The organism is uncultured Flavobacterium sp. (assembly GCF_951805225.1).
Classification (GTDB): Bacteria; Bacteroidota; Bacteroidia; order Flavobacteriales; family Flavobacteriaceae; genus Flavobacterium.
This window is the reverse complement of sequence record NZ_OX638201.1, coordinates 5,961,855-5,973,730: the sequence shown is the minus strand read 5'-3', so window position 1 is coordinate 5,973,730 and position 11,876 is coordinate 5,961,855. Positions and strand designations below refer to the sequence as shown.

Here is an 11,876-nt window from a genome sequence, read left to right as displayed (position 1 = left end):
TTTGCGAATTGATTAATCTGCTGTAAAACACTAATAATTTTAATGAATATAAGAATTTAAATAGTGTTTCTTGTGGGTATTATCACATAATTAAATATTTTATAACTTAAAACATGATTATTGTTTTTATTTTTTACAAAAAACAATACATTTGGAGCTTAATAACAATAAACCAATATTATATATGTCAATTTGGAGAGTTAAACCTATATCTGCCTTTGAGGCCGATATGAAAAAAAGTGATTTAAAAAGAGTTCTAGGAAAGTGGAGCCTTACTGCGATTGGAGTTGGTGCCATTATTGGTGGAGGAATTTTTGTTCTTACAGGTACAGGCGCATATTATCACGCAGGTCCAGCATTAGCACTTTCATTCATTATTGCAGGTATTGCCTGCGTTTTTGCTGCTCTTTGTTATTCTGAGTTTGCATCAATCCTACCCGTTGAAGGTTCAGCTTACGCTTATGCCTACGGTACAATTGGTGAAATTTTTGCCTGGATTATCGGTTGGGGTCTTATCCTTGAGTACGCAATGGGATCAATGACCGTCGCGGTTTCCTGGTCAGGGTACTTCAATAAATTACTTAAAATGTTTCATATTAAACTTCCTGAATGGCTCACAACAGACCCAGCCAGTTATACTGGAGAGGGTTTTTCTATGAATCTTCCTGCTTTTTTAATCGTTATTTTAGTTATTTCGTTGCTAATTAAAGGTACAAAAAGCGCTGCGAAAGCAAACAATATGATTGTAATTCTAAAAGTTTCTGCTGTAATCTTCGTTATCATAGCTGGACTTTTCTTTATCAATACTGCTAACTGGCATCCGTTTATTCCAGCTGCTACTCAAATCGTCGAAAAAGAAACAACTCATAATGCTTATGGTATTGCTGGTGTTGTATCTGGAGCTGCTGCAATTTTCTTTGCTTATGTAGGTTTTGATGCTGTTTCTACACAAGCTGGAGAAGCTATTAATCCTAAAAAAGATGTTCCTTTTGCAATTATTGCTTCTTTATTAATTTGTACTACTTTATATATTCTTGTTTCATTAGTATTAACAGGAATGATGAATTACCAAGATTTCAATCCACTAGGAAAATATCCTGAAGCGATAAAAGCACCGGTTGCTTATGCATTTGATATTGCAGGACAACCTTGGGCAGGATTTATTATTACAGTTGCTGCAACTATTGGTTTGATTTCTGTATTAATGGTAATGATTATGGGACAATCAAGAATTTTCCTTGGTATGTCTAAAGATGGTTTAATTCCTTCTGTATTCTCTAAAGTAAATCCAATTTCAGGAACTCCAAAAACTAACTTAATGATTTTAGGTGGTATTATTGCTGTAGTTGCTGCTTTTACTCCAATTAACAGATTAGCAGATATGACAAGTTTTGGTACTTTGTTTGCCTTTACAATGGTTTGTATTGCAGTTTGGATTTTAAGAGTAAAACAACCTCAATTAACCAGAACTTTTAAAGTTCCTGCTTTGCCAGTAATTGCGGTTTGTGGAATTGCAATCAACACTTATCTAATGATCAATTTAAGTTTAGACGCTCAATTACTTTCACTTGGATGGTTAGCGATCGGTATTCTTGTTTATTTTGGATACAGTAAAAAGAGAGCAAAACTTAATCAAACAAATACTGACACTGCTGAATAAGCAAAACCAGTATTACTTCATAAAAAAAACTCCATTAGCTTTACTAATGGAGTTTTTTTTATCTATAAATCAAAAACTGATGTTCTTTTTGCACGAACTAAATCTTTTAGCCGAATCCAAAATGCAAGCGTCAAATAGACTCCGAAACCTAAACCGGCTGTTACAAACGAAATATAAATAAAGAATAATCTAACACTTGTTACACGCATTCCTAGTTTGTCTGCCAATCTGGAAGAAACATGAAATCCATATTTCTCGAAAAAAAATTTTAGTCTTAAAATAGCTGACATAGTTAATTGTATATTTTAGATTTATTCTTCGACTTCGCTCAAGATGACAAAAGTACAAAATTATCTAATTATCACATTTTCTAATTCTCTAATTACCTCAATTAGCTAATTATTTTTCAACAACTCCATTCCTAACGCGCATTTTAAACATGCTTTTTTGTTACAATATTCATTCTTAAGTTCTAGTAAGGTTTGCGTTTCAAAAGCGTTTTTAGAAACGATTCCAAAAGAATTAAACTTACTTATAATGGCATTATTCTCTGGCGCAACTTCATTCATAAACTCAATTAAATCTTCAGAAATTGTCTCACCCATTGTTGTGAAATAAGCAAATTGAAGCGGAATTATTGTATTTATAATCACTAAATCCAGAAATGCTTTCGATAAATATTTTGCTTTCTTGGGACTTTCCTTGTCAAATTGATAATGATTTTGCCAATACAAACTTGCAGAAACACCAAGTAAATCATACACATCTTTAACCGTTTTTAGATTTATTAACTTCGAAAATAAATTTTGATGTTTGGTATACAAATTTGCCAATTGCGAAAGTCGAATCGTTGGAAAATTATCAGGGCGATGTTTAAAAAACTGAACAAAATCAATATGGCATTTTTCAAACTGATATTTATGCAGAAGGTAAAAATATCTAAATTTTAAATCTGTAAAATAAACATCTTCGCCATCTTTATCTAATAAACCGGCGGTTCCTAAAAGCAATGCCTCAAGATTTTCCACTTCAAAACTTTCTTTTCGAATAACAGAAAACGGAATGGCTTTAGCGATTTGCAAAAAAGAATTACCATTAGTATTTAACCCAAAATTCTTTGCTAATAAGCAAAACAAAACTGCTTCCCAATCCTGATTTGTTTCTTCTAGCAAATCGTAGATAAATTTTGACTTTCGTTCTAATCGTTCAAAGAACAATCTTTCTTTCCAGTTTTTAAATACAAAATCGTCTATTTCCGAAATTTCCCTTTCGCAGAATATCCATGATTTTGGAGCAAGAAGTGATTTATAAGAAGATATTATATCAGATGAAACATAATCTTTTAAAACTAAAACCGGAATTTCGATGTTGTTTTCTCTGAATATTTCTGCATCATGTTCCCAAACTACGTGCAAAACTACATTTTCATATGCAATATCCTTTTCATGATGATGCACATACCAATCAGAAGATTTAATATGAATCTCGATATTTCCAGCCCATTTTTGATCGCCAATTACAATCTGGGCATTAAAGAAATCAGGTCCGGAAAGTTCTAAGTAATCTCCGGTTTTAATAATAGTAACGGATTCATTTTGTGTAGTTCTTAAATTCAAGGTTTCAAACTTCTTGAATTTCCAGAGATAATGAAGAAAATCTTCTTTCATTTTTTGGCTTTTATGATGATTTATAAAAGCCTAAATTTAATTAAAAAATAATATTAATCTTACAAAATATTATATTTATCTCAACATATATAATTTAGCGCATGCTCTGGCATCAGATAATGCTTCGTGATGGCTTAACTGAATCTTCATTTCTCTGCAACAATCACTAAGTTTAGTCGGTTTTAAGCCTTTTGCTTTATAGATCTTGACAGTGCATTCCCATTTAGGAGCAATATTTAAATCTTCGTAATTCAAACCATATAATGCCATTGATTTAGCCAGAACATTACGATCAAAACTTTCGTTATGTGCCACTACTACTCTATTTTTCAATCTTTTTTCAATTTCGGGATAAACTTGCAAAAATGATTTGGCATTCACAGTATCTCTCGGATAAATCCCATGAACCCGAATCGTATACGGATTATATTCGTTATTAGGCGGTTTAATCAAAGTAACAAACTCGTCTACAATTATTCCGTTTTGCACGGTAACAATTCCAACAGAACACGGATGATGTCCTGTCGCTGTTTCAAAATCTATCGCGGTAAAGTTCATTTTAAAATTTATTTAAGCTAAAAAAAACCATAAATCTAATCTCGATAATTAGATTTATGGTTTTATAAAATTATAAAAATTGTATTATTTTATTGATCCAATAATATCATACTTTGTAATAATATGATGATTTCCATTTTCAAGATCTACTAAAACAGCATCATTTTCTTTGGTAAATAATTTAGAAACTTCTTCTATAGGCGTTCCTAATTTTACAATAGGAAAAGGTTTTCCCATTACTTCTTTAATTGGTTTTTCTGCTACGTTTTTATCTGCAACATAACTTCTAAACAAATCTGTTTCGTCAACAGAACCTACAAATCCGTTAATATCTACAACCGGAATTTGAGAAATTTTATACTTACGCATACGCTCAATTGCGTGCGAAACCAATTCTTCTGTACGAACAACGATTAATTGTTTATCAATATGATCTTTAATTACGTCTTCGGCTTTTGTTACGTTTTCTTCTAAGAAACCACGCTCGCGCATCCAATCGTCATTAAACATTTTACCAACATAACGACTTCCTGAATCGTGAAATAAAACCACAACAACATCATCAGGTTTAAAATGCTCTTTTAATTGCAACAGACCTTTGATACAAGCTCCAGCTGAATTTCCAACAAAAATTGCTTCTTCAAGAGCAATTTTTCTTGTGTAAACCGCAGCATCTTTATCAGTTACTTTTGTAAAACCATCAATTAATGAAAAATCAACATTTTTAGGCAAAATGTCTTCTCCAATTCCTTCCGTTATATAAGAGTAAATCTCATTTTCATCAAAAATTCCAGTTTCGTGGTATTTTTTAAAAACAGATCCATAAGTATCAATTCCCCAAATTTTAATATTTGGATTTTTCTCTTTCAAGTATCTTCCAACTCCTGAAATTGTTCCTCCAGTTCCTACTCCAACTACAAAATGCGTAATTTTTCCATCAGTTTGTTTCCAGATTTCTGGTCCTGTTTGCTCATAATGTGCCAATGAATTAGACATATTATCATATTGATTCACATACCATGAATTAGGCGTTTCTGAAGCTAAACGTTTAGAAACCGAATAATATGAACGTGGATCTGTTGGTTCAACATCAGTAGGACAAACCACTACTTTTGCACCAACGGCACGCAAAATATCCATTTTTTCTTTAGATTGCTTATCTGATATTACACAGATTAGCTTGTATCCTTTTATTATTGCCACAAGAGCCAATCCCATTCCTGTATTACCAGAAGTTCCCTCAATAATAGTTCCTCCAGGTTTTAATCTGCCATCTGCCTCTGCGTCTTCAATCATTTTTACGGCCATTCTGTCTTTTACAGAATTCCCCGGATTAAAAGTTTCGACTTTTGCCAATACCAAGGCATCAATTTCAGCAACAATCTTGTTGAGTTTAACCAATGGCGTATTACCAATTGTTTCTAAAATGTTTTTTGAAAAGTCCATTTCTATTTTAATTTAATATTTGGTTTTTAATGTAATCAGAACTTAATTTTATTGGAAGAAATTCCAAACTAAACCAAATCGGATAACAAAATCACGATAAGGGTTATTAGGCGCTGAGTAATAATCGCTTTTAGAAAAAATAGCATTTATGTGTTCTGCTTTTAAATAAATACGAGTCTGGCGAATTCTTGCATTTACAAATAAATCAAATAATGGATAACCACCAATTTTTTTATTTTCCTGAACAAAAAATTCTCCAATAACCGGATTATAATCATTACCATAATATTTGGTAAAATAATTAAATACAACTCCGGTCTGCATGAACAAGGCTTTCTTAAAGAAATACCCTGAGTAATAAAATGTATTTCTGGTTACAAAATCAGGTACATTTAAAATCAAATTCGATTGATCTACTTTTTGGTATAAAAGTGTATTATCAAAACCAAAAGGTCCAAATTTGAACTCTCTGCTAGCTTTTATAGTCAAATAATTAATAGCGTTTCCATATTGAAACGGTTTTATAATTTGTGTTTGAGCTGCAATTTCCGCTGGTGATGAATCATCTTTAAAATACAAATGATCATTTAAAACAGAATATTCAACCTCAGCATTTAACCATGGTGTAAAAACATTTGCACTTAGCGAATTAATTTTTTCATTCTTAAAATCATTCGACCAATTGTACTTTACGTAGCTACTTTGGTATAAATTGTAATTATTGTTTGGCAATTTATTGACGTTTCTATATCTAAAATCAAACTGTATTTTCTCATTCAGATTGTACCTCAACTTAGCATCTAAATCAGAAAGTGACACATTTGTGATTGATCTTGAATATAAAAAACGACCATTCCATTTGTTTTTCTGATATTCATATTGTCCGCCAAAATTATTAATCTGTTGAAATAAATTATCCGGAATAGTTCTTCCGTCATTAAAAACTATAATCCTGTCGTACTTATAATTTGATCTGTAATCGTCTACAAAAAAGTTGAATTTCCCTAAAAGAGAGTTTTCATAAGCAACTCCTACTTTATTATACAATTTTTCAAAACGCGTCTGATCGTTAATATTACTTGTTGTATAAGATTCTCCAAAACGTTCAACCGGTGCATTATCTACCGTAGAAATTACAGTTGGTTGATTGTATTCGAAGTACTTATATTCATAATTAAACTGATGTGTTACATATAAATTATTACTTCCATCTGTTGGATTTATTCTAAAAGCATGATCAAAAAACAAACGTCGTCCTTTTAAAAGTGACTTGGCATCTGTTAGATAAACTTGTAAACGCTGACGATTTTTATAATTCTTATCATCACTTTCAAAATCCGTTGGTGTTGTTATTCCGCCATTTTCTTCATTAGAAATATCCTGAGAAACAAAATGAGCATTTATAGCATATCTTCTGCTTGTTGTTGCATAACTTGTTGTAAACCTGAAATTTCCGGCACTTACCAATTGGTTTATATAATCTCCCTCAGAACGTAACCCTTTATAAGCAATAGAAAAGTTAAGATTTTTGGACGTATTTAATGTAATAAACGAATCTACGTTTTGTCCTTTATTTATTGTTGTATTAAAAAATAATTCAGTTAACGGAGTTGCAGCTGAGTAATATTTAATATCGCTGGCTTCCATGTAATTAAAGTGTTTCCCTTTGAAACCAATTTCAGGATATGGCGAAAAACTAGTTAAATTATATTGTAATGTATTATACGTTTGTCCAATATTTGAAAAAGGCAAAAGTCCAAAAGTATCTTTTCGAAGATGATTTTGTCTATAAGCACTTTTCAATGTTAATGAAGTATCTACATATGTTGTATCATGTTCCAGTGTGATAATTTTGTATTGATCAATAGTTGCAACTAATGATTTTTTCTTCTTTACAGTATCTGTTATACTTGAATATTTTGTGTTCATGTCTAAACCACTATTAGGAACGATTTTTTGCTGAGAAAACAATAATGTTGGTACAACTAATAGATATAGAAAAATGAATATTCTCATTTGATGGCTTTATATGTAATTATTTCGACAAAATTTGTCAAGCAAAGGTAAAAGATAAAAACGTATAAAAAAATACTTTTAGTATTGTGAGAATTTCAAATTAGAATATAAAAAAACTGCCCCGTATCTTCGGTAGTTTTAAATAGTAATCAAAAATTATAATTCATTTTGTCCGAATGGCAGATTTAGATTTCTTTTCGTTTTTAGGAATTTTCATTTACTTCTACTTCTGTTTTTTAGAAAAAAAATCTAATATTTGCCTTTTAAAATTTGGAAAATGCTTGCAAAAAATTACTCGGGATTTGTTTTAGAAACTGGAACTGATGAAGCTGGTCGTGGTTGTTTGGCCGGACCTGTGACTGCCGCCGCAATAATTTTACCAGCTGATTTTGAGCATGAAATTTTAAATGACAGTAAACAATTGTCCGAGAAAATAAGAGCTTCTTTAAAACCAATTCTTGAAGAACAAGCAGTTTGTTTTGCCGTGACACATTTATTTCCTGCCGAAATTGATGAAATAAACATCCTAAATGCTTCGATGAAAGGAATGCAGGAATGTATTTTAAAATTAAATCAGGTTCCTGAATATATTATTGTGGATGGAAATCGTTCTTTAAACGCAAAATTAGGTTTAAAAAACACGACAGGTAAACAATTTTCTACAGCCGAAATAGAACTATTAAAATCCATTCCCAACCAAAGTATCATAAAAGGCGATGCCAAGTTTTTGAGTATTGCTGCCGCATCTGTTCTCGCAAAGACATATCGAGATGAATATATGGATCAAATCCACGAAGAATTCCCAATGTATAACTGGAAAAAAAACAAAGGTTATCCCACAAAAGAACATCGTGAAGCTATTAAAAAATATGGTCCAACAAAATACCACCGAATGAGTTTCAGGCTTTTGCCGGATCAATTAGAATTTGATTTTTAAACAAAAAGAGAAAGGCTTATCAAATTTGATAAGCCTTTCTCTTTTTATATTTCTCTTAATATTCGATTATCTAAAATCCTTTCAATTGCAATCTTATTTTTTACTTTTTAAGAATTCAGCAAATTGTTTTGTATCAAAATAGAAAGGTCTGATTGCTGTAATTTTTCCGTTTTTTAAATCGAAATGCTCAGAAATTGGCATTGAAAGGAATTTACCTGATTTCTTTGCTTTACATTTTATGGTGAAATAAATAATTACTTCATTTTTAGTAGCATCACTAAAATAAACTGGTTCTTTTTCTATTTCCAAATCAAAAAATTCACTTGATTTTGCATACATTTTTGTCCATTCACTAAAACCTCTATAAGTTCCGCCATAAGGCAATCCTTCAGCTTGACTGTAAACTGCTCCTTCTTCTACTAAAGCCGAAATTGAAGTTAGATTTCTGGTTTTAAAAAGACCTTCAAAATATTGTGCTACAACTTTAAAATTATCTGTTTCCAAATTTTTCAAAATTTCCGCCTCAGACAATGTAACTTCTGAATCCCAAAAACTTATAATTTTACTCACTTGGCCTTTCCCGTTTAATCTCGCAAAATCACGACCGCCCATTATAAGCATGTTTTTTGAGTCTAAAATCTTCCAGCCCCAACTTACATAATTGTCTTTTACAACTTTTTTATCTGAAGTTAATACTGCATCAGGATATTTTTTATAAAACTCATTTATAACATTATTTAGTGCAACCGATCCTTTGATAGATGCCGATGGATCTTCAAAAGTACTGTCATCCAGCCAAATTGTTTTTATCAATTTTAATCGGGCATCGCTATTGCGCTCCTGCCATACTTTTTCATAAACTGCGATTGGATTTAATTTATCTTTCTTTTGAGCAAAAAGACCATTAAGCATAAAAAGGAAGCATAGAAAGTAGATTTTTCTCATAAGTATTGAAATTAGAATTGGTTAAAGCTTTTATTTAAGTATAAAACCAAATTTAGCACAAAAACATCAGAAAAACTACCGTAATTACTATCAATTCAAAATTTCGTCTGTGAATTTAAAAGTCATTTTAATCTGGTTTTCCCAATCTTCAATACTTTCTGCAGAAGCTCTGTCTGCTTTATCAAAATAAAAATGCTTCTGAATTTCCAATCCGCAATAAGTAAAAATTCCAGTGTCAGAGGTTAATTCCAGTGCTTTATCCATTCCCATTGCTTCATATTCTGCATTCGATTTTCCATGCGAATTGATGATTATCGCTTTCTTTCCTGTTAACAATCCTTTTTGAATACCCTGATCGTATCGATAAGCAAATCCATAACTAAAAACACGATCAATAAAACCTTTCATAATCGCCGGCATTCCCGTCCACCAAATCGGATAAATAAAAATAAGCTGATCTGCCCAAGTGATAAAATCCTGTTCTGTTTTTATCTCGTCTGCGACTTTTCCCATTCTTTGCCCATGCATATCTTCCAGAGATAAAACTGGATTAAAATTGATTTCATTCAAATCACGAACGATAACTTCTTCTCCTTTTTTTTCTAAACTTTCAACAACAGTTTGTTTGAAGAAGTGATTTAAACTTGCTGAATTTGGATGCGCATAAATAATTAAATTTTTCATGTTTTCTATTTTTAAAGATTGAACATGACAAATGTAGAATGCAAGCTTCGAGAAGAATTGTAAGAAAACGAAATCCGTAGTAAACAGCAAACCCGACAGGTTTTTAAAACCTGTCGGGCTTAATTACGATGATTAATAAGAAGTAGAAGTTGTCAAATCTTTCCAGTTTGCCAAATCTGTTTTCACAATTTCTATTTTACTATTTGCCATATCGTAGGCATCTTGTCCTAAAAATAAATGAAGCGGCGGATTTTTTTCATTGCTAATTTTAATTAAAGCTTCAACCGCTTTTTCAGGATCTCCGGGTTGATTTCCGTTAATTTCATTTTGATGCGCCAAAACAGATTGACGTGCTTCTTCATAATCCGCAATTGGATTTTTAGGCAATCCCATCGAACCTTCAGACAAAAAGCTTGTTCTAAAATATCCAGGATAAACCAAAGTCACATTTACTCCAAAAGCTTTAGCTTCTGCCTGCAAACCTTCTGTCAAACCAGAAACAGCAAATTTTGTCGAACAATAAATTCCCCAACCCGGAAAACCTCCATGATATCCGCCAATTGACGAAATATTAAAGAAATGTCCTGATCTGTTTACTCTGAAATGAGGCATTGTATTTCGAATCACATTCAGTAAACCAAATACATTTACATCAAAATTACGTCTTGATTCTTCGTCTGAAAGCTCTTCCAAAGTCCCAATTTGTCCATAACCAGCATTATTTACCACCACATCAATCGTTTTAAAATGATTGATTGTATTTTGAACAGCTTCCTGAACACTGCTTTCAGTAACAATATCCATTGCAATTGGCAAAAACTGATCTGATGTTTTACCAATTTCAGTAATTAAAGCGTTTACATCTCTCGAAGTTGCGGCAACTTTATATCCGTTTGCCAATAATTTTTTAACCAAAGTTAATCCTAAACCTTTTGAGGCTCCAGTTACGAACCATACTTTATTTGTATCCATTTTAATAGTGTTTTAATTAGGATACAAAAGTAAGTCGCCAGTTGACTTTAGGGCTAACGAGATTCAAACCATAAATTACAAAAATCAAACAGTTCTAAATTGTCGTGGCGTAATTTGAATATTTTTCTTGAAAAAGTTATTGAAATGTGTTGGCTCTTCAAATCCCAAACTATATGCGATTTCTGAGATATTCCAATCGGTGTGTTTTAAAAGTATTTTTGCTTCCTGCAAAATGCGTTCGGCAATAATCTCCGAAGTTGTTTTTTGAGTCGTTTCTTTCAGAGCTCTATTAAGGTGATTGACATGAATAGTTAATTGATCTGCAAAATCTGCCGCAGAACGTAATCCGAAACGCTGTCTTGAATTTTCAATAGGAAATTGTCTTTCCAGTAATTCCAGAAACAAAGAAGAGATTCTGCTTGAAGCATTAGAATGCTGAGTAACAGAAATATTAGCCGGCTGCATTTTCATTGCACTGTGAATCAAGTCAAAAACTAAATTTCGCAGAACATCATATTTATAAGTATAATCAGAATTTATTTCTGTTATCATTTGCTTAAAAATACCTTTTATTCTTTCTACTTGTTCATCATCAATTGCAAAAACAGGAAATCCGTTTGGTTTAAAAACCGGATATTCCTTTAAATTGCCAAACTGATGAAAAAAAGCTTCGGTAAACACACAAAAAAAGCCGGATTGCTGTTCTTCTAATTGTTCCCAATTATAAGGTATTTGTGGATTGGCGAAGAAAAGTGCCTGTTTTTCAATCTCTACAACTTTATCAGCATAATGCACTTTGTTCTTTCCGATGATCAAACTTATCTTAAAATAATCTTTTCGGCTATACGGAATAGGTTTTGCACTGCAACCCATAAAATCATCCAATACAAAAACATTAAAATGTCCAATCTCCTTTTTTAGGTTATCGGGCATAAAAAGTGCTTTATTAAGATAAAAATCTTCAATACTTTCTAATTTTTCCATTTTACAA

General features: G+C 31.7%; 11 protein-coding genes. 2 read left to right on the top strand and 9 right to left on the bottom strand.

The annotated features are described in order from the left end of the window. Positions 1-184: 184 nt before the first annotated feature. Positions 185-1,660 carry an amino acid permease gene (locus tag WN975_RS24960; RefSeq protein WP_337968843.1) on the top strand — a complete coding sequence of 492 codons (1,476 nt, stop codon included), beginning with the start codon at positions 185-187 and terminating at the stop codon, positions 1,658-1,660. A 62-nt stretch (positions 1,661-1,722) separates the two neighbouring features. On the opposite strand, the gene WN975_RS24955 is transcribed toward WN975_RS24960, so the two are convergent. The 5 genes from WN975_RS24955 to WN975_RS24935 form a co-directional block, all read right to left on the bottom strand. After that, on the bottom strand, positions 1,723-1,950 hold the full coding sequence (locus WN975_RS24955) for a PspC family transcriptional regulator (protein ID WP_099711143.1): 228 nt from the start codon (positions 1,948-1,950) through the stop codon (positions 1,723-1,725). A 105-nt stretch (positions 1,951-2,055) separates the two neighbouring features. After that, positions 2,056-3,327 (bottom strand): DUF2851 family protein, encoded by a 1,272-nt coding sequence (locus WN975_RS24950; RefSeq protein WP_337968842.1) that lies wholly within the window; start codon positions 3,325-3,327, stop codon positions 2,056-2,058. Positions 3,328-3,402: 75 nt separating this feature from the next. Further along, complete coding sequence (locus WN975_RS24945; RefSeq protein WP_337968841.1) at positions 3,403-3,885, bottom strand: 3'-5' exonuclease; 483 nt, start codon at positions 3,883-3,885, stop codon at positions 3,403-3,405. Between the two features lie 84 nt (positions 3,886-3,969). Then, positions 3,970-5,331, bottom strand: coding sequence for a pyridoxal-phosphate dependent enzyme (locus WN975_RS24940; protein ID WP_099711140.1), 1,362 nt, complete (start codon positions 5,329-5,331; stop codon positions 3,970-3,972). Between the two features lie 48 nt (positions 5,332-5,379). Beyond that, positions 5,380-7,347: a putative porin gene (locus tag WN975_RS24935; protein WP_337968840.1), complete on the bottom strand. Its 1,968-nt coding sequence runs from the start codon at positions 7,345-7,347 to the stop codon at positions 5,380-5,382. 277 nt (positions 7,348-7,624) lie between these two features. Here WN975_RS24935 and WN975_RS24930 point away from each other — a divergent pair, with 277 nt between their 5' ends. Then, positions 7,625-8,284, top strand: a complete 660-nt coding sequence (locus WN975_RS24930) for a ribonuclease HII (RefSeq protein WP_337968839.1) — start codon at positions 7,625-7,627, stop codon at positions 8,282-8,284. Between the two features lie 93 nt (positions 8,285-8,377). Here the strand turns inward: WN975_RS24930 and WN975_RS24925 are convergent, their stop codons facing one another. The 4 genes from WN975_RS24925 to WN975_RS24910 all read right to left on the bottom strand — a co-directional run bounded on the left by WN975_RS24925 (position 8,378) and on the right by WN975_RS24910 (position 11,869). Beyond that, positions 8,378-9,229, bottom strand: a complete 852-nt coding sequence (locus WN975_RS24925; protein WP_337968838.1) for a nuclear transport factor 2 family protein — start codon at positions 9,227-9,229, stop codon at positions 8,378-8,380. A 90-nt stretch (positions 9,230-9,319) separates the two neighbouring features. After that, positions 9,320-9,913: an NAD(P)H-dependent oxidoreductase gene (locus WN975_RS24920; RefSeq protein WP_337968837.1), complete on the bottom strand. Its 594-nt coding sequence runs from the start codon at positions 9,911-9,913 to the stop codon at positions 9,320-9,322. Positions 9,914-10,045: 132 nt separating this feature from the next. Next, positions 10,046-10,885 carry an SDR family NAD(P)-dependent oxidoreductase gene (locus WN975_RS24915; protein WP_337968836.1) on the bottom strand — a complete coding sequence of 280 codons (840 nt, stop codon included), beginning with the start codon at positions 10,883-10,885 and terminating at the stop codon, positions 10,046-10,048. 84 nt (positions 10,886-10,969) lie between these two features. Continuing rightward, entirely contained in the window at positions 10,970-11,869 is a 900-nt protein-coding gene (locus WN975_RS24910) for a helix-turn-helix transcriptional regulator (RefSeq protein WP_337968835.1), read from the bottom strand. Between the last annotated feature and the right edge of the window lie 7 nt (positions 11,870-11,876).

Coding starts and splice junctions, on each gene's coding strand:
- WN975_RS24915 (WP_337968836.1), bottom strand. CDS start 10,885: ATGGATACAAATAAAGTATGGTTCGTAACTGGAGCCTCAAAAGGTTTA.
- WN975_RS24925 (WP_337968838.1), bottom strand. CDS start 9,229: ATGAGAAAAATCTACTTTCTATGCTTCCTTTTTATGCTTAATGGTCTT.
- WN975_RS24960 (WP_337968843.1), top strand. CDS start 185: ATGTCAATTTGGAGAGTTAAACCTATATCTGCCTTTGAGGCCGATATG.
- WN975_RS24935 (WP_337968840.1), bottom strand. CDS start 7,347: ATGAGAATATTCATTTTTCTATATCTATTAGTTGTACCAACATTATTG.
- WN975_RS24940 (WP_099711140.1), bottom strand. CDS start 5,331: ATGGACTTTTCAAAAAACATTTTAGAAACAATTGGTAATACGCCATTG.
- WN975_RS24945 (WP_337968841.1), bottom strand. CDS start 3,885: ATGAACTTTACCGCGATAGATTTTGAAACAGCGACAGGACATCATCCG.
- WN975_RS24955 (WP_099711143.1), bottom strand. CDS start 1,950: ATGTCAGCTATTTTAAGACTAAAATTTTTTTTCGAGAAATATGGATTT.
- WN975_RS24920 (WP_337968837.1), bottom strand. CDS start 9,913: ATGAAAAATTTAATTATTTATGCGCATCCAAATTCAGCAAGTTTAAAT.
- WN975_RS24910 (WP_337968835.1), bottom strand. CDS start 11,869: ATGGAAAAATTAGAAAGTATTGAAGATTTTTATCTTAATAAAGCACTT.
- WN975_RS24930 (WP_337968839.1), top strand. CDS start 7,625: ATGCTTGCAAAAAATTACTCGGGATTTGTTTTAGAAACTGGAACTGAT.
- WN975_RS24950 (WP_337968842.1), bottom strand. CDS start 3,327: ATGAAAGAAGATTTTCTTCATTATCTCTGGAAATTCAAGAAGTTTGAA.